12 protein-coding genes are annotated in these 17,769 nt (G+C 68.7%); 5 read left to right on the top strand and 7 right to left on the bottom strand.

What is annotated here, in order from left to right:
• Positions 1–8 precede the first annotated feature (8 nt).
• A complete protein-coding gene (locus WG921_RS08380; protein ID WP_340108762.1) occupies positions 9–1,481 on the bottom strand; it encodes a leucyl aminopeptidase in 1,473 nt (490 codons plus the stop codon).
• Between the two features lie 129 nt (positions 1,482–1,610).
• Between WG921_RS08380 and WG921_RS08385 the strand changes: the two genes are divergently transcribed.
• Genes WG921_RS08385 through rsmA form a run of 4 tightly spaced genes read left to right on the top strand, consistent with a single transcriptional unit; the run spans position 1,611 to position 6,846 of the window.
• On the top strand, positions 1,611–3,770 hold the full coding sequence (locus WG921_RS08385; RefSeq protein ID WP_340108763.1) for an LPS-assembly protein LptD: 2,160 nt from the start codon (positions 1,611–1,613) through the stop codon (positions 3,768–3,770).
• An 11-nt stretch (positions 3,771–3,781) separates the two neighbouring features.
• Entirely contained in the window at positions 3,782–5,002 is a 1,221-nt protein-coding gene (locus WG921_RS08390) for a peptidylprolyl isomerase (RefSeq protein ID WP_340108764.1), read from the top strand.
• Complete coding sequence (gene pdxA / locus WG921_RS08395) at positions 5,003–5,974, top strand: 4-hydroxythreonine-4-phosphate dehydrogenase PdxA (protein ID WP_340108765.1); 972 nt, start codon at positions 5,003–5,005, stop codon at positions 5,972–5,974.
• The gene (gene rsmA / locus WG921_RS08400; RefSeq protein WP_340108766.1) at positions 5,971–6,846 is read left to right on the top strand and encodes a 16S rRNA (adenine(1518)-N(6)/adenine(1519)-N(6))-dimethyltransferase RsmA; all 876 of its coding nucleotides are present in this window, start codon (positions 5,971–5,973) and stop codon (positions 6,844–6,846) included. The genes pdxA and rsmA overlap by 4 nt, the downstream gene beginning before the upstream one ends.
• Positions 6,847–7,050: 204 nt before the next feature.
• Here rsmA and WG921_RS08405 read toward each other — a convergent pair whose 3' ends face one another.
• Together WG921_RS08405 and WG921_RS08410 are read right to left on the bottom strand one after the other, a co-directional pair.
• Positions 7,051–9,201 (bottom strand): malate synthase G, encoded by a 2,151-nt coding sequence (locus tag WG921_RS08405; protein ID WP_340108767.1) that lies wholly within the window; start codon positions 9,199–9,201, stop codon positions 7,051–7,053.
• A gap of 100 nt (positions 9,202–9,301) precedes the next feature.
• Positions 9,302–9,859 (bottom strand): manganese efflux pump MntP, encoded by a 558-nt coding sequence (locus WG921_RS08410; RefSeq protein ID WP_340108768.1) that lies wholly within the window; start codon positions 9,857–9,859, stop codon positions 9,302–9,304.
• 163 nt (positions 9,860–10,022) lie between these two features.
• On the opposite strand from WG921_RS08410, the gene pepN reads away from it, so the two are divergent.
• Positions 10,023–12,620, top strand: a complete 2,598-nt coding sequence (gene pepN / locus WG921_RS08415) for an aminopeptidase N (protein ID WP_340108769.1) — start codon at positions 10,023–10,025, stop codon at positions 12,618–12,620.
• Between the two features lie 4 nt (positions 12,621–12,624).
• Here the strand turns inward: pepN and WG921_RS08420 are convergent, their stop codons facing one another.
• The 4 genes from WG921_RS08420 to WG921_RS08435 are packed head-to-tail and all read right to left on the bottom strand — an operon-like array spanning position 12,625 to position 17,563.
• Positions 12,625–13,062, bottom strand: coding sequence for a tellurite resistance TerB family protein (locus WG921_RS08420; protein WP_340108770.1), 438 nt, complete (start codon positions 13,060–13,062; stop codon positions 12,625–12,627).
• On the bottom strand, positions 13,059–13,970 hold the full coding sequence (locus tag WG921_RS08425; RefSeq protein WP_340108771.1) for a histone deacetylase family protein: 912 nt from the start codon (positions 13,968–13,970) through the stop codon (positions 13,059–13,061). Before WG921_RS08425 ends, WG921_RS08420 begins: the two co-directional genes overlap by 4 nt.
• Before the next feature lie 3 nt (positions 13,971–13,973).
• Positions 13,974–16,790 carry a bifunctional [glutamine synthetase] adenylyltransferase/[glutamine synthetase]-adenylyl-L-tyrosine phosphorylase gene (locus WG921_RS08430; protein ID WP_340108772.1) on the bottom strand — a complete coding sequence of 939 codons (2,817 nt, stop codon included), beginning with the start codon at positions 16,788–16,790 and terminating at the stop codon, positions 13,974–13,976.
• The gene (locus tag WG921_RS08435) at positions 16,787–17,563 is read right to left on the bottom strand and encodes an enoyl-CoA hydratase-related protein (protein WP_340108773.1); all 777 of its coding nucleotides are present in this window, start codon (positions 17,561–17,563) and stop codon (positions 16,787–16,789) included. The genes WG921_RS08430 and WG921_RS08435 overlap by 4 nt, the downstream gene beginning before the upstream one ends.
• Positions 17,564–17,769 lie beyond the last annotated feature (206 nt).

Here is a 17,769-nt window from a genome sequence, read left to right on the forward strand (position 1 = left end):
CGCGCGCCTCAACGCTCGTATCGGTCCGCGACCAGCTGGTTGAGCGCCCGAACCCCCCAGCCGGTCGCCCCGGCCGGCGCGAGGTCGGTCTCCGTCTTCACCGACGCGGTGCCGGCGATATCGAGATGAATCCACGGGGTGCCGGCCTTCACGAAACGTTGAAGAAACTGCGCGGCGGTGATCGAGCCGGCGGGCCGGCCGCCCACATTCTTCATGTCGGCGAGGCGGGATTTCAGCAGCTTGTCATAAGCGGGCGCGAGCGGCAGCCGCCACGCGCCCTCCCCCGCGGTTTTCGCGGCGGCGAGAAACGCGTCGCAGAACGCGTCGTCATTGGAAAAGACGCCGGCGTGCTCATGGCCGAGCGCGACGATGATCGCGCCGGTCAGCGTCGCGAGATCGATCACCGCCGCCGGTTTGAACCGCTCCTGCGTGTACCAGAGCGCGTCACAGAGGACGAGCCGGCCTTCCGCATCGGTGTTGATCACCTCGACGGTGTCGCCCTTCATCGATTTCACGATGTCGCCGGGCCGCTGCGCGTCGCCGCCGATCATGTTCTCGACCAGCCCGACCACGCCGACGACATTCGCCTTCGCCTTGCGCAGCGCCAGCGCGCGCATCAGACCGCAGACGGCGCCGGCGCCGCCCATGTCCATCGTCATGTCCTCCATGCCGGCGGCCGGTTTGATCGAAACGCCGCCGGTATCGAAGACCACGCCCTTGCCGACGACCGCGAGCGGGGCTTCGTCGCCGCCGCCGTTCCATTTCATCACCACGAGCTTGGATTCATCGTCGGAAGCCATGCCGACGGCGAGAAGCGCGTTCATGCCGAGCTCGCGCATCCTCGCCTCATCGAGAATCTCGACCTCAAGGCCGAGCTCCTCCATCGCCTCCAGCCGCGCGGCGAAATCGCCGGTGGTCAGCACATTGGCCGGCTCGTTCACGAGATCGCGCGTGAAGAACACCCCTTCGGCCAGAGCCGCCAGCGGGCTCGACGCGCGCGCCACCGCCTCCGCCTCCGCGCTGACGAAGACGACCGCGCCCTCATCCGGCGTCTCGTCGTCATCCGTCTTGTAGACGTCGAACCGGTAGCGGCGCAGCGCGAAACCGAAGGCCGTCTCCGCCTCCGTGGCGACGCCGCCCGGGCCCCAGATCGTAGTTCGGGCCGCGCCCGCCGCTTTCGCCGCCGCCGCGCCAGCCTTGCGCGCCGCGTTCGCATCGGGCGCTTCGCCAAGCCCGACGACGAGAAGCTTGTCCGCCTTCATCCCGGCGGGGAACGCGAGCGCGCCGACATCGCCGGCCTCGCCCTTGAACTCCTTCCCCGCGACAAGCTTTCCGACCGCGCCGCCGGTCAGCCCGTCCGCCGTCGCGGCGGCGGGGCTCAGCGCGCCGCCCGCGATGGTGAAGACGATCACGACGCCTTCCATCGCGGCCATGTCGGCGGCGTCGGCCGGGGTGAAAGAAATTTCGACTGGCTGGGTCATGCGGGCCTCTTGAGCTTGGAAAATCACTCTGGCGAGAGGCGTAGCGCGAATTGGCGCGGGCGCCTAGGCTTGCCGCCGGCGGCCGCTCGCGGTTAAGTCAGCGCCGAAACGAGAAGGAGAGAACGGCGGATGGTCGCGCTTTTCAGGCATCTGGCGCGCGCGGCGGCGTTGGCGGCCTTCGCTTTCACGGCGGCGGCCGAAAGTCCGGGCGCCCCTTCCGAGGCGGCCGAACCGGTGGCTCTGGTCGCCGATGAGATCACCTTCGACGAGACGACCGGCGTCCTGACGGCGAAAGGCGCGGTTGAAGTCTTTCAGGAGGGGCGGACGCTGACCGCTTCCGCGATCCGGTACGACAGCCGCTCCGAACGCATCGCCGCGACGGGCCCGATCACGCTCCGGACGCCGGAAGGGGAGACCGTGTACGCCGATGGCGCCGAGCTTGACGCCGGGCTTCGCAACGGCCTGGTTCAGGGCGCGCGCTCGGTCATCGCCGGCGGCGGCAAGATCGCGGCGGCGGAGGCCGAGCGGATCGACGACCGCTACAACGTGCTGACAAAGGCCGTGTTCAGCCCCTGCGAGGTCTGCGCCCAACACCCCGTCCCGCTCTGGCGGATCAGGGCGGAGAGAATCGTGCACGATCAGAAGGATCGGGTGATCCACTACAAGGACGCCTATTTTGACGTTGTCGGCGTTCCGGTCGGCTTCCTGCCCTATTTCCGGCATCCCTCGCCGGAGGTGAAACGCGCGACCGGGTTTCTGGCGCCGACGCTGGGGCGCGACCGGGCCTACGGGGTCGGAGTCAAAACGCCCTATTTCATCGTGCTCGACGATTATTCCGATCTCACGCTGACCCCCTTCATCGCCAGCAAGGACGGCGCGATTCTGGAGACGGAATATCGCCGCCGGTTCGCGCGCGGCTTCGTCGATCTCGATCTGAACTTCGGAGTCACCGATTACGGCGATGACGGGCGCGGCGCGCGCGCGCGCGTCGGCGGCTTCGGAGCGGGACGCTATATGCTGGCGGATGGCGTCCAGGCCGGGTTCGATCTCGCTTTCGCGACGGACGACCCCTTCTTGCGCCGCTACGACTTCACCGAAGACGACCGGCTGACGACGCAGGCGTTCATACGCGCCTATGACGGGCGAAACCGCGCCTCGGTCGGCGCCGCCTTCATCCAGAGCCTTCGCGACGACGAGCCGCAAGGCGAGATTCCGCTGGCGCTGCCGGAGGTTTCGCTCCGCCATGTCTGGGACGCGCCGCTGATCGGCGGCGAGTTCGGGCTCGGCTTCGACAGCGTCGGATTGGTGCGCGATGACGGGCGCGATGTCGGCCGGGTCTCGCTCGGCGCGGACTGGTCGCGCCAGCACATCCTCGACAGCGGGCTCGTGCTCCGCGGATTCGCCGACGCGCAGGCGGATTTCTACCGGATCGCCGACGATCCCGCCTTCGACAGCGACGCCGCCCGATTCGTTCCCCGGGTCGGCGTCGAGGCGCGCGCGCCCTTCGCCCGCACCGACGCGAAGGGCGCCGTTCATGTGCTGGAGCCGATCCTTCAGTTCAACGTCGCGCCCAATGTGAAAGACGCCGACATCCCGAACGAAGACAGCGTGCTGGTCGAGTTCGACGAGATGAATCTGTTCGAGACCGACCGCTTCCCCGGCTTCGACCGGGTCGAAACCGGGGCCAACGTCACCATCGGCGGGCGTTACGAGATGATCAACGACGGCGGCCTCGGCTTTCGCGCGTCCGGCGGGCGCGTGTTCAGGCTTGACGACATGCTGGATTTTCCGAGCGAGTCCGGGCTCGACGGCCATGCCTCCGATTATGTGGGCGCGGCTTCGGTCGGCTACGCGGACTGGCTGGAGTTCGGCGGCCGCTGGCGGCTTTCGAACAATTTCGCCATCAACCGCGCCGAGGCCGGCGGACGGCTCGACTACGCCCCGTTTTCGCTCTACGGATATTACCTCTTCGTCGAGGCGGACCCGGCCGAAGACTCCCCGACCGACCGCTCGGAGATCAGCCTCGGCGGCGCGCTGGCGCTCGATCGCAACTGGACTGTCGGCGGCGACGCGCGGCGGGACCTGAACGCGGATAGATTCAGCTCCGCAGGCGCGGTATTGTCCTATGAAGATGAATGCGCCGGACTCGACTTCTATCTGCGCCGCAGATTCACCGAATCGGACAGCGCGCCGAGAGGAACCAGTTTCGGCGTGCGTGTGCGGCTCTTCGGGGCTGGCGGCGGCGATCAGACAAAAGCGTCGGGCCAATGCGCCTATGGCGCGCAATGAATGGGAACCTCATGACCATGCTGTCCACCATACGGCGAACGGCCGCCGGAGTCCTTGCGGCGCTGCTCTTCGCCGCCGTCGCGGCGGCGCAGACCGCGTTCGCGCCCGCCGTGGTCGTGAATGACGACGTCATCACCTATTATGACGTCGAGCAACGCGCCAAACTTCTGCAGCTGAACGGCGCGCCTCCCGGCCCGGAATTGAACAACGCCGCGCTGGATCAGCTGATCGACGACCGGCTCCGGGCGCAGGCCGGCGCGAGGTTCAAGCAGACCGCCGATCCCGAAGAAATGAACGCCGCCGTGGCGGAGTTCGCGCAGCGCGCCGGCGTCGATCCGGCCACCTTCCTCGCCAAGATCAAACAGGCGGGCATCGACCGCGCCGCGCTCGACACCCTGCTTTCGTCGCAGATCGTCTGGCGCGAGCTGGTGAACGGGCGCTTCGGCTCGCGCGCGACGCCTTCCGAGGTCGAACTCGATCAGGAGATCGCGCTCGCCGCCTCCAGTCAGACAAGATCCTATCGGATTTCCGAGATCGCGCTGCCGGCGGGGCGCGGACAGGAGGCGGAGGCGCGCGCGACGATCGAACGCATCCTGGCCGAACTGCGCCGCGGAACCGATTTCGCCAAGCTCGCCAGGCGCTTCAGCCGGACGCCGTCGGCCAAGAATGGCGGGGACGTCGGCTGGGTGCCTGAGACCATGCTGCCGCCGGAGCTCGCGCAGATCATCGCCCAGACGCCGCCGGGCGGCGTCACCCCTCCTTTCGCGACGCCCGGGGGCGTCTCGATCTACCGCGTCGCGGACAGCCGTGACGAAACGCCCCCCTGGGCGCGGGAGAGCCAGGTTTCATTGCGTCGGATCAGCGTGCCGATCGCAGGCGACGCCGCCGCCGCCGAGACGAAAGCCGCGGCGTTGAAAGCTGAAACCGATGGGTGCGCCTCGCTCCCCGACCTCGCGGGCGAGGCCACTGTCGAGTCGATCGACCGGACGCCGCTGAACGCCCTGCCCGCGCCGGTGCGCGATGCGGTGCAGCTGCTGCAGACGGGGCAGACGTCGGGCCCCGTGCGCGCGGAAAACAGCGTCGACATCTATGTCGTTTGCGAACGTGTCGGCGGCGTCGACGAGCAGACCCGCGCCCAGCTTCGCGACCAGATCCGCTCTCGGCGCCTGAATCGCCTCGCCGACGGCTATCTTCAGGAACTGAGGCGTGAAGCCGTGATCGAGCGGCGCTGAATGCGCCCGCTCGCCGTCACCATGGGCGACCCCGCCGGGATCGGCGGGGAGGTGCTCGTGAAGGCGTGGCGCGCCGGCGCGCTCGACGGCGCGGCGTTTTTCGCGATCGACGACCCCGCCCGCCTGCGCGCGCTCGGCGCCGACGTGGCCGAGATCGGCGCGCCGGAGGATGTCGGCGCGCTCCCGCGCGGCGCCCTCCCCGTCTTGCCTGAACCGCTTTCCGCCCCGCCCCGCCCCGGCGCGCCCGCCCCCGAGAACGCGGGCGCGGTGGTTCGCTCGATCGAGCGCGCCGCCCGGCTGGCTCTCGAGGGGAGAGCCGGCGCGGTGGTGACGGCGCCGATCAACAAGAAGGCGCTCCATGACGACGCCGCCTTCGCCTATCCGGGCCACACCGAGTTTCTGGCGGCTCTCTCCGGCGCGCCGCTCCCGGTGATGATGCTGACGGCGCCGGGCCTTCGGGTGGTTCCGGTCACCATCCACATTCCACTTTCGGAGGCGCCGAAACGCCTCACCCGGTCATTGATCGAAGAGACCGGCGCCATTCTCGCCGCCGCGCTGACGCGCGACTTTGGCGTCGAGCGGCCGCGAATCGCGGTCGCCGGACTGAACCCACACGCCGGCGAAGGCGGCGCGATGGGCGCTGAGGACGCCGAGATCATCGCGCCCGCCATCGCCGCGCTTCGCGCCGGAGGGATCGACGCGTTCGGCCCGCTTCCCGCCGACACCATGTTTCACGAAGCCGCGCGCGCCCGATACGACGCCGCGCTCTGCATGTATCATGACCAGGCGCTGATCCCGGTGAAGATGCTGGATTTCGCGCGGGGCGTGAACGTGACGCTCGGCCTGCCGTTCATCCGCACCTCGCCCGATCACGGCACCGCCTACGACATCGCGGGCTCCGGCCGCGCGGACCCGACCAGCATGATCGAAGCGATGAAACTGGCGGCGACCATGGCCGCGCGGCGCCGATGACCGACGCCCTGAGCGCGGACGGATTGCCGCCGCTCCGCGAGGTGATCGCCCGGCATGGACTCTCGGCGAAGAAATCGCTCGGGCAGAACTTCCTGATGGACCTCAACCTGACCGGGCGGATCGCCCGCGCCGGCGCGCCGCTCGCGGAGACGGACGTGGTCGAAATCGGCCCCGGCCCCGGCGGCCTGACCCGCGCGCTCCTGATGAACGGCGCGCGCCGCGTGATCGCCATCGAGCGCGACCGGCGCTGTCTCGCCGCGCTCGAGGAGATCGCGGCCCGCTGGCCGGGGCGACTCACGGTGATCGAGGGCGACGCCATGAAGATCGACCCGCGCCCGCTTCTCACGAGCCCCGCGCAGGTCATCGCCAATCTTCCCTATAATGTCGGCACCGCGCTTTTCACCAACTGGATGAGCGACGACGTCTGGCCGCCATGGTGGACGCGGCTGACGCTGATGTTTCAAAAGGAGGTCGCCGAGCGGATCGCCGCCGCGCCCGGGGAGAAGGCCTATGGCCGGCTCGCCGTGCTGGCGCAATGGCGCGCGGCGGCGCGGATCGTGTTCGAGGTCTCGCCCCGCGCCTTCACACCGGCGCCGAAGGTCACGTCCGCGGTGGTGACCGTGACCCCGGGCGCGCCGCTCTCCGGCGTCGCCCCGCAGGTGCTGGAGCGCGTCACCGCCGCCGCGTTCGGACAGCGCCGGAAGATGCTGCGCCAGAGCCTGAAGCCGCTCGGCGAGCCTGGCCGGCTTCTCGCCGCCGCCGGGATCGACGGCGTCCGGCGGGCGGAGACGTTGACGCTCGAGGAGTTCTGCGCGCTGGCCGAAGCGCTCGATGCCGACGCCCCGGGCTCATCGGCCGCGCCCGAAGAATAACGCGCGCGGCGTCCGCCCAAGGCCCCGGCGCGCCGAGGCCTTGTCGGTCAGGCATCCGATCAACAGCCGTCAGCCCCGGAGAGCGCCGTGAGCGCGCTCGACACTGGCCCCGTCTGAAAGACGCCGGGCCCGCTCCGGCCCGGCCGACGCTCTTTACGCGCTCGGCCGGGCCGGTCTTCAGTCTTGCGGCCCCGTCGGGCCCGCTCAGCCCGCCAGTTCGGCCTTCTTCTCCCGCCGGCGCCGATGCAGCACCGGCTCGGTGTACCCCGAAGGCTGCGCCGCTCCCTCGAAGACGAGGTCGCAAGCGGCCTTGAAGGCGATGCCGTCATATCCGGGCGCCATCGGCTCATAGGCGCTGTCGCCGGCGTTCTGCCCGTCGACCTTGACCGCCATCCTGCGCATCGCATCCATCACGTCATCCTTGGAGACAACGCCATGGCGCAGCCAGTTGGCGATGTGCTGCGACGAGATCCGGCAGGTCGCCCGGTCCTCCATCAGCCCGATGTCGTTGATGTCGGGCACCTTGGAGCAGCCGACGCCCTGATCGATCCAGCGCACGACATAGCCGAGAATGCCCTGCGCGTTGTTCTCGATCTCGGCCGCGATCTCATCCGGCGCCCAGTTCCGCCCCTTGGCGACCGGAATCGTGAGCAGATCCTTCAGCTTCGCGCGCCGGCCGCCAGCCGCGATCTCCCGCTGGCGCGCCAGAACGTCGACCTTGTGATAATGCGTGGCGTGCAGCACCGCGGCGGTCGGCGACGGCACCCAGGCGCAGTTGGCGCCCGCCTTCGGATGGCCGATCTTCTCCTTGAGCATCGCCGCCATCAGGTCCGGGGCCGCCCACATTCCCTTGCCGATCTGCGCCTTCCCCGTGAGCCCGCAGGCGAGCCCGATATCGACGTTCCAATCCTCGTAGGCCGAGATCCAGGGCTGCGCCTTCATGTCGGCCTTGCGCACCATCGCGCCGGCCTCCATCGAGGTGTGGATCTCGTCTCCGGTCCGGTCGAGGAAGCCGGTGTTGATGAAACAGACCCGCGATTTCGCGGCGCGGATGCATTCCTTGAGGTTCACGGTCGTGCGCCGCTCCTCATCCATGATCCCGATCTTCACCGTGTTGCGCGGCAGGCCGAGCGTCGACTCGACATGGGTGAAGACCGCGTCGGTGAACGCAACCTCGTCCGGCCCGTGCATCTTCGGCTTCACGACATAGACGGAGCCGGCGGCGCTGTTCGCCCGCGCGCCGCGCAGGTCATGCATCGCGCAGAGGACGGTGATCATCGAATCCATCAGGCCTTCGAACGCTTCCGCGCCGTCGCGATCGAGAATCGCGGGGTTGGTCATCAGATGCCCGACATTCCGCACCAACATCAGGGACCGGCCCTTGAGCGCCAGCTCGCCGCCGTCCGGCCTGGTGTAGATCCTGTCGGGCGCCATCCGGCGGGTGAAGGTCTGGCCGCCCTTGGTCACGTCCTCCACAAGGTCGCCCCGGTTGAGGCCGAGCCAGTTGCCGTAGGCGAGCGCCTTGTCCTCGGCGTCCACCGCCGCGATGGAATCCTCGCAATCCATGATCGTGGAGATCGCGGCCTCCAGCAGCACATCGGCGACGCCGGCGGGGTCGTCCTTGCCGATAGCGTGGTCGCGCTTGATGGAGATCTCGATATGCAGGCCGTTGTTCCGCAGAAGAACGGCGCTCGGCGTCCCTTCCCCGACATAGCCGGCGAACTGCGCGGGATCCGCCAACTCCACCTCGCGCGCCCCCGCCGCGACCTTGAGGCGGCCGTCCGCGACCCGATATTCCGTGGCGTCCGCGTGCGACGCGCCCGCGAGCGGCGCGACCTCGTCGAGGAAGTTCTTCGCCCACGCGACCACGCGCGCGCCCCGCGCGGGATCATACCCGCCGCCGGTCGGGGCGTCGCCCATCGCGTCGGTGCCGTAGAGCGCGTCATAAAGCGAGCCCCAGCGCGCGTTTGCGGCGTTCAGCGCATAGCGCGCGTTCATCACCGGCACGACGAGCTGCGCGCCCGGGATCGTCGCGATCTCCGGGTCCACATTGCTGGTCTCGATGGCGAAATCATCGCCTTCTTCGAGAAGGTATCCGATCTCCTTCAGGAATTCGGTATAGGTTGCGGTGTCCGCGTCCGGGTTGGCGCGATGCCATTCATCGATCTTGCCCTGCAATTCCTCCCGGCGCGCAAGAAGCGCCCGGTTGCGCGGGCCGAACTCATGGATCAGCGCGGAAAAGCCGCTCCAGAACGTCTTCGCGTCGACTCCTGACCCCGGCAGCGCGGCTTCGTCAATAAACGTGGCGAGGCGACGATCCACTTGCAGGCCTTCAATTTCAATTCTCGCGCTCATCTTCATCCCATTTCTGTCAAGTCGGCTGAGGGAGCGGATACAGGGATGATGGAGCGGAATCAATCCATCTGTTTCCTATCGGAAACACGCCGATCATTGATCACGCGATGAGACCGCGCGTCAGGATCCAGGTTCCGAGCCCGATCAGCGCGACGCCGCCGGCGCCCTCGGCGCGCGGCGCGAAGCTCGGCCCGAGCCGCCGCCCGATGACGCCGGCCGCCATCACCGCGCCCGCCGCCATGCCGAACGTGGCGGCGCCGATCGCCAGCGCCACCGGAGCGATCGGGACCGACAGCAGCGCGAGCGAGGCGCCAACCGCCATCGCGTCCACGCTCGAGCCGAAAGCGGCGAAGACGAGGGCCGCGAGCCCCACCCTTTCGCGCCGCTCTTCGCCGCCGCCAAGAAGCATCCTGCCGCCGACAAGACCGAGAAGCGCGAAGGCGATCCAGTGATCGAACGCGGCGAACGCGGCGCCGAGATTCCGACCAAGCGCCCATCCCGCCACCGCCAGCCCCGCCTCGATCACGCCGAACAGGAGCCCGATCCGCAGCGCTATCGCCCAGCGAGGCCGCGCCAGAGCCGCGCCGCGCCCGAGCGCCGCGATCATCGCATCGACGGATAGACCGAGCGCAAGAAAGACGATGGCGGGCGAGGACATGGCGGCTTCTCCACGGCGGAACAAGCCGGCATATGGATCGGTCTGATGTTTTAGTCAATGATATCAATATGTTAATGATTATGCGACGCAGATGCAACTGGCGGCGCTTGAACGCGCGCCCGCCGGAGCGGTAGTGTCGGCGCATTCAGAAAAGGATGCCAAGATGCGCCCCGAAAACGCCGCGCCGCGCGCCGACAAGACCACCCGCCTCGCCGACTATCGCGCCCCTGACTGGCTGGTTCGGGAGACACGGCTCACCTTCGATCTCCATCCGACCGCGACGCGTGTGACTGCGACGCTGAAAGTCGTCCGAAACGGGGCCGGGCCGGCGGATCTCCGCCTCGACGGGCATTCGATGCGGCGCGTGTCCGCGACCATCGACGGCGCCCCGGTCCCCGATGACGCCATGACGGAGGGCGACGAATCGCTGACCGTCTCGGCTTCGGTCCTCCCGGAGGACGAATTCGAGTGGGTCTGCGTGACCGAGATCGACCCCACCGCCAACACCGCCCTCGAAGGGCTTTACATGTCCAACGGCATGTATTGCACGCAATGCGAGGCGGAGGGCTTTCGCAAGATCACCTACTACCCGGACCGGCCCGACGTGATGGCGCGGTTTTCGGTCCGGATCGAGGGCGACGCGCCGGTCCTTCTCTCGAATGGCGACCCGGTCGCATCCGGCGCGCTCCCCGACGGGCGGCGCTTCGCCGAGTGGCGCGACCCATGGCCGAAACCCTCCTACCTCTTCGCGCTGGTCGCCGGCGATCTGGTCTCGCATGACGACACATTCGTCACCATGTCCGGGCGCGAGGTCAGGCTGCATATCTGGGTGCGGCCGGGAGACGAGAATCGCTGCGCCTACGCGATGGACGCGCTGAAACGCTCCATGAAATGGGACGAGGAGAACTACGGCCGGGAATATGATCTCGACGTGTTCCAGATTGTCGCGGTCGAAGATTTCAACATGGGCGCGATGGAGAACAAGGGGCTGAACGTCTTCAACTCCAAATACGTTCTCGCCAGCCCCGAAACCGCGACCGACGCCGATTATGAGCGAATCGAAGCGATCATCGCCCACGAATATTTCCACAATTGGACCGGCAACCGGATCACTTGCCGCGACTGGTTTCAGCTTTGCCTGAAGGAAGGGCTGACCGTTTTCCGCGATCAGCAGTTTTCAGCCAGCCAGCGCTCCGCGCCCGTGCGCCGCATCGCCGATGTCGCAACGCTCCGCGCACGGCAATTTCGGGAGGATTCCGGCCCGCTCGCCCACCCCGTCCGGCCGGAGGCCTATGTCGAGATCAACAATTTCTACACCGCGACGGTCTACGAGAAAGGCGCCGAGCTGATCCGGATGCTCCACCTCCTGGTCGGCGCCGAGGCGTACCGCGCCGCGCTCGATCTCTATTTCGAGCGCCACGACGGCCAAGCCTGCACGATCGAGGATTGGCTGAAGGTTTTCGAGGAGTCCACCGGGCGGGACCTCTCGCAGTTCGCGCTTTGGTACGCGCAAGCTGGCACGCCGCATATCACGGTCAAGGAAGATTACAGCGGCGGGGTTTACACCCTGACGCTCACACAGAAAACAAACCCGACGCCCGGCCAGGAGGAGAAGCGGCCGCTGGTCATTCCGTGCGCCTATGGCTTTCTCGGCGCAAATGGGGACGAGATCGGCGCGCCCGGCGTCCTGATCCTGGACATGGCGGAGAAGAGTTTCCGCTTCCCCCTGCCCGAGCGGCCGGTCGCCTCGCTCTTTCGGAACTTTTCCGCGCCGGTGATCGTCGAGCGGGAGACGACCACGGAGACTCTCGCGTTTCTGTTGCGCCATGAGACCGATCCTTTCAACCGCAGGGAGGCGGCGCGCGCCTACGGCCTTATCCTCGCGCGGCGGCTGATCGCGGAAGACGGCGCCGTCGACGACGCCTGGATCTCGTCGATGCGCGCGCTTTTGCTGGACGAAGCGCTGGACCCGGCGCTCCGGGCGCTTGCGCTCGGCCTCCCCAGCCAGGACGAGGTGGCGGCCGACCTCGCCGCGGAGGGCGAGATCGTCGATCCGGACGCGGTTTACGCCGCGCTTCGGCGCATGGGCGAGGCGCTGGCCGGGGCGCTCGCGCCCGATCTTCGCCGCGTGCGCGACGAAATGGCCCCATCCGGCCCCTACACCCCCGATGCGGACGGCGCCGGACGGCGGAGCCTCGCCAACGCCGCGCTCTCGCTTCTCGCGCTGGTCGACGCCGCCGCCGCGGAGGCCGCCTTCGCCGCCGCCGACAACATGACGGACAGCCTCGCCGCGCTCCGCGCGCTCGTCCACGAGAATGCGCCAGGCGCCGACGCGGCGCTCGCGGCGTTCCGCGACCGTTGGCGCGGCGACAGCATCGTCATGGACAAATGGTACGCGGTTCAGGCGACCAGCCCGGCGCAGGGCGCCGTCGACCGGGTCGCCGCGCTGGCGAAGGCGCCGGATTTCCCATGGCGAAACCCGAACAAGTTTCGCGCGTTGATCGGCGCGTTCGCCGCCGGCAATCCCGTCCGGTTCCATCAGAAAGACGGCGCCGGCTACCGGCTTCTCGCCGACTGGCTGATCCGTCTCGATGCGGTCAACCCGCAGACCGCGGCGCGCGTCGCAGGCGCTTTCGAGACCTGGGCGCGCTACGACGCCGCGCGCCAGGACCTGATCCGGGGCGAATTGCGACGGATCGCGGAGCGTCCCGACGTCTCCAAGGATATGGACGAGATGACCGGCAGAATGCTGGGCGGCTGACCGCTCAGCGCGCCGCGCGTTGGCGCGCCCGGGCCACGTCCTGATCCGAAACATGAAGAAGCGCGCCGAACTGGCGCATCAGCGCGTTTTCTTCGTCGTCACGCGCCCCATCGGCGAGAACCACGCGCCAGAGCTCCTCAAGGAGCGCGCCGCGCTCCTCCGGCGCATAGGCGGTCTTCACCAGAGTGGTGAACTGATGGTGGTCGATCGCCTTCGCTTCGGCCGCCTCCGCCGCGGACAAAAGCGCCGCGCCTTCCCCGAAGCGCGCGTCGAGCGCGGCGAGAATGCTGGCGCGCTCCGCCGGGCCGAATTGGCCGTCGGCGCGCGCCAACCGGACCATCAGCGCCGCCATCGCCAGCGCCGCGGGGTCATGCTCCGGCGCGGTCGTAGCCGCCTCGGGGCCGGTGAAAAGGCTCGCTAGTCTCTCGAATAATCCGCTCATGATCCCAATCTAGTCAGTTTCGCCGCCTCTTCAAAGAGCACGGCGTGCCGCGCCGCGATCTCCGCGGGATCCGGGCCATACCCCCCGCCGAGGACGCCCACGACGGGAACGCCGCGCGCCTTCGCCCACCCCAGCGCCCGCGCATCCCGCCGCCGGAGCCCTTCGGCGCTGAGCGCGAGCCGGCCGAGCCGGTCCGCCGCCACCACGTCCACGCCGGCGTTGATGAACAGAATATCCGTCTCGATATCCTCCAGACGTTCGAGCGCATCGCCGAGCGCCGCGAGATACGCGTCATCGCCCGTCCCGTCCGGCAGCGGGACATCCAGATCGGAGTGGGCCTTTCGGGCCGGAAAATTCTTTTCCGAATGAAGAGACACCGTGAACACTCTCGATTCAAAGGAAAAAATCTTCGCCGTGCCATCCCCCTGATGAACATCGAGGTCGAGCACCGCCGCCCGCCGGATCATCCCCTCCGCAAGAAGCGCGGCGATGGCGACGGCCACATCGTTGAACACGCAATAACCGGCGCCTTCGCCCCGCGCCGCGTGATGCGAACCGCCGGCCGCGTTGCACGAAAGCCCATGCTCCAGCGCCAGGCGCGCCGAAAGGAGCGTGCCCGCCGAAGAGAGCCGCACCCGGCGCGCCAGCGCCGCGCTCGGCGGCAATCCGATCCGCCGCGCCTCATCCGGCCCGAGCGCCCCGGTGATCACCCGCTCGACATAGCCGGCGTCATGCGCGAGCCCGATCACCGCAGGCCCGGCCTCGACCGGCGCGAAAAAGCCTCCCGGAGGCATCAGCCCGCGCGCCGCCAGCGCCCGCCGCAGGAACCCGTATTTCGACATCGGAAAGCGATGGCCCGGTTTCAGCGAAATCTCATAATCGGGATGAAAGACGATGGGAAACGCCACCCGTCACCCACCCAGCAATCGGTCGACGATCGCGGCGGCGTCCTCGCGCGCCACGTTCAGACGCGATTCCAAATCCTTGAAATCCATCGCATCCACGGCGCGAACCATCGCCGCCTTCAGGCCATCTCCGGCCGTCTCTGCGCGGAAGGATCCGGTAAGCGCGACCCGCTCGACCTGTTGGAGACGGCTTTGCAGCCGATACGCCGCGATCAGCGCCTCGGCGTCATCGGGCGCCAGCGCGCCAGCCGCCTGCAGCGCTTCGAGCGCCGCGAGGGCGGCCCCGGCGCCGGTCAGTCCCGCGCCAAGCAGCGCGTTCTGCGCGGCGAACTCGATATCCATCAGGCCGCCGCGGCCATGTTTCAGCGCCCAGAGCTCGCCGCTCACCGAACGATTGGCGTCAGCCAGCCGCGCGCGCATCGCCGCGACGTCTTCGCGCGTTTTCTCCTTGTCGCGGGGCGCGGACAGGACCGTCTCGATCACCGCGCCGAGCTCCTCCCGCAGCGCCGTCAATCCGGCGACCGGCCGCGCGCGGGTCAGCGCCATATGCTCCCAGGTCCAGGCCTCCTCCATCTGATAGCGCTGAAAGCCGGACAGGCTGACCGCCACCGGGCCCTGGCCGCCGGACGGGCGAAGGCGCATGTCCACTTCATAAAGCGCGCCCTCCGCCGTCGGCGCGGTGAGCGCGGAGACGATCTTCTGCGTGAGCCGCGCGTAATAAAGCGAGACGGTGAGCGGTTTCGGCCCCGCCGATTGCTCTTCGCCCTCCGCATCATAGACGACGATCAGATCGAGATCGGACGACGCCGTCATCTCCCTTCCGCCAAACTTGCCCATGGCGATCACGGCGGCGCCGCGGCCGGGCGGCGGGCCATGCCGACGCGAGAACTCGGCCTCGACCACCGGCAAGAGCGCCCCGAGACAGACCTCCGCGATATTCGAGAACCCGCGGCCGGCCTCGACCTCGTCCGCGATTCCGCGGAGGACCTGAACCCCGAGGCGAAAGCGCTGCTCCTTCGCCCAGACACGCACCCCGTCAAGCGTCGACTCGTAATCGTCCGCATCGCTGATCGCCGCGGCGAGGTCCGCCGCAAGCGCCCCTCTCCCCTCCAGCGGCGCGAAGAAATCAGAATCGAGAACGGCGTCGAGAACCTGCGCGTTGCGCCCCAGATAGGCGGAAAGGCGCGGCGCGGCGGCGCAGATCTCGGCCAGAAGATCGAGCAATTGCGGGTTCGCCTCGAACAGCGAAAAAAGCTGAGCGCCGGCGGGCAGACCGGACATGAACCGGTCAAACTGCAAAACGGCGTCGTCCGGGTCGCCCGCCTTGGCCAGCCGGGTCAGAATCGCGGGCGCCAGCGCGCGGAATTTCCGGCGCGCGCGGCTGCCCCGCGTCGCGGCGACGCCGCCCGCGGCCCAGCGCCCGACCATGTCGCCCACCATTTCGGGGCGCGCGAAGGGAAGGCGCGCGATCACATCCTCCACCGGCTCATTCCCGCCCGAACCTGGCGCGACCCGAGTGAAAAATCCCTGGACCAACTCCCGAACCGCGCCAAGCCGCGCGGACACTTCGGCCTCCATCGCCTCCCGGTCCGGCCACCCGCCGAGCGCGGCGACCTGCGCCCGCGCGTCGGCGGACACCGGAATATCATGGGTCTGCGCATCTTCGATCATCTGCAAGCGATGCTCGAGCGTCCGGTGCGCGCGGTAGGCGTCCGCCAGCGCGTCGCGCGCCGAGGCCTTGATCCAGCCCGCCGCCGCCAGGGCGCCGAGCGCGTCCATCGTCGCCCGCGCCCGGAGGGAGGGGTCGCGGCCGCCAAGCGCCAATTGCTGGGTCTGGACGAAAAACTCGATTTCCCGGATGCCGCCCGGGCCAAGCTTCAGATTGTACCCGGGCAGATCGCGCAGCCCCCTGAGCCCCTTCGCGTCCCGGATCTTGGCGCGGATCTCGTTGATGTCCTCGAGCGCGGCGAAATCCAGATGCCGGCGCCATATGAACGGGGCCAGGCGTTCAAGAAAATCCGCGCCCGCCGCCAGATCGCCCGCCGCCGGGCGCGCCTTGATGAAGGCCGCCCGCTCCCATGTCCGCCCGACGCTCTCGTAATAACCTTCCGCCGCATTCATGGAGAGACAGATCGGCGTTGTGGACGGGTTGGGCCGAAGCCGGAGATCGACGCGGAAGACATAGCCATCCCCCGTCGCCTCGGAGAGGAGCTTGACCGCGCGCCGCGCGACGCCGGCCCAACGCGGCTTCACCTCCTGCGCGCCATACGCGCCGTGGCGTTCGCCGTCATGAAGGAGGATCAGGTCGATATCGGAGGAGTAGTTGAGCTCCCGCGCGCCGCCCTTGCCCATCGCCAGGACGACGAGCCCCGCCTCCTGCGGCGTCATCCCCTTCAGCGGCCCGCTCGTCTCCGCCGCGAGCGCGCTGGAGAACGCCAGGTCGACCGCATGATCGGCGAGATCCGAAAGCGCCCGCGTCACCTCCGCCAGATCCCAGACCCCGCCGAGATCGGCGAGCGCGATCAGGAGCGCCGCGCGCCGCTTCATCAATCGAAGCGCGGAGCTGGCCTCACGGAGCCCGTCAGCCGCCGTCGGCCCCGCGAGGATCTCGTCAAACGCCCGCTTCGGCTCAAGCGCGAGCGCGCCCGGCAGCCATTCCGCCTCGCGCGCGATCAATCCGGCGAGAAAGGGGCTTGAGCCGCCCGCGCCGATCAAGAGCTCCCGAAGCCGCCCGGACGCGCCCACCCTGTCGGCCGCTTCCGCGCCGCGCCGGGCGTCGAAGGCCCGGGGCGCGGCGGAGACGAGATCGGCGAACGTTGTCACCGGCCTTCGTAGCTCGGTTTTCGTTTCTCCAGGAACGCCTGCACGCCCTCCTTGAAGTCCCTGCTGGCGCCCAGACCGCCTTGCTCGCGCGCTTCAAGCGCCAGCTGCTCCGCATAGCTGTTGTCGAAGCTCCGGCGAATGGCGCGGCGGATCGCGCCATAGGCCCGGGTCGGCCCTTTCGCGAGTCGCGCCGCCATCTCGTCGACCCGCGCGGCGAGTTGGTCGTCTTCGACCGCCTCCCAGATCAGGCCCCATTCCGCCGCCTTTTGCGCGGGCAGCGGCTCCGCCAGCAGGCTCAGGCCCATCGCCCGCGCGAGCCCCACATTCCGGGGCAAGCGCCATGTGCCGCCAGCGTCAGGCAGAAGCCCGATCCGCGCGAACGCCTGAAGGAAATAGGCCGAGTGAGCGGCGACGACCACGTCGCAAGCCAGCGCGAGGCTCGCACCCGCCCCCGCCGCCGGGCCGTTGACGGCGCAGAGGATCGGGATCGGGCTGGTCTCGAACAGGTTCAGGAGCGGGTCATACTCGTCGCGAAGCATGCGCTCGAGATCGACATTGGCGGCGTCTTCGTCGCCCCCGAGAGTCTGGCCGGAGCAGAACCCCCTGCCCGCGCCGGTGAGAACCATCACCCGCGCCTCATCGGCCGCCCGCGTCAGCGCCTGCTTCAGTTCGGCCCGCATGGTCTGGGTGAACCCGTTCAGCGCCTCTGGTCGGTTGAGCGTGATCCGCGCGACGCCGTCGGCCGCCTCATAGAGAATCTCTTCATACGCCATCGGCCGCACTCGCTCCTTCGATCATCGGGAACGATCATACAGACCGCGCCGAAGGCGCCAAGGCGCGAGGCGACGCAATCGGGGCCGCGAGCCCGTCTTTCAATCAGGTTCGGCCAGGTTCGGCTCGTCCGGGCGGCGGCACACCCTCAACTCGAATCACACCAGCTCAACACCGCCCGGACTTCACAGCCGACACGCGAACGCGA

Source organism: Paludibacillus litoralis, from assembly GCF_037646705.1.
Classification (GTDB): domain Bacteria; phylum Pseudomonadota; class Alphaproteobacteria; order Rhodobacterales; family Rhodobacteraceae; genus Pikeienuella; species Pikeienuella litoralis.

Coding starts and splice junctions, on each gene's coding strand:
- WG921_RS08435 (WP_340108773.1), bottom strand. CDS start 17,563: ATGGCGTATGAAGAGATTCTCTATGAGGCGGCCGACGGCGTCGCGCGG.
- WG921_RS08380 (WP_340108762.1), bottom strand. CDS start 1,481: ATGACCCAGCCAGTCGAAATTTCTTTCACCCCGGCCGACGCCGCCGAC.
- WG921_RS08420 (WP_340108770.1), bottom strand. CDS start 13,062: ATGAGCGGATTATTCGAGAGACTAGCGAGCCTTTTCACCGGCCCCGAG.
- pepN (WP_340108769.1), top strand. CDS start 10,023: ATGCGCCCCGAAAACGCCGCGCCGCGCGCCGACAAGACCACCCGCCTC.
- WG921_RS08385 (WP_340108763.1), top strand. CDS start 1,611: ATGGTCGCGCTTTTCAGGCATCTGGCGCGCGCGGCGGCGTTGGCGGCC.
- WG921_RS08405 (WP_340108767.1), bottom strand. CDS start 9,201: ATGAGCGCGAGAATTGAAATTGAAGGCCTGCAAGTGGATCGTCGCCTC.
- WG921_RS08390 (WP_340108764.1), top strand. CDS start 3,782: ATGACCATGCTGTCCACCATACGGCGAACGGCCGCCGGAGTCCTTGCG.
- WG921_RS08410 (WP_340108768.1), bottom strand. CDS start 9,859: ATGTCCTCGCCCGCCATCGTCTTTCTTGCGCTCGGTCTATCCGTCGAT.
- rsmA (WP_340108766.1), top strand. CDS start 5,971: ATGACCGACGCCCTGAGCGCGGACGGATTGCCGCCGCTCCGCGAGGTG.
- pdxA (WP_340108765.1), top strand. CDS start 5,003: ATGCGCCCGCTCGCCGTCACCATGGGCGACCCCGCCGGGATCGGCGGG.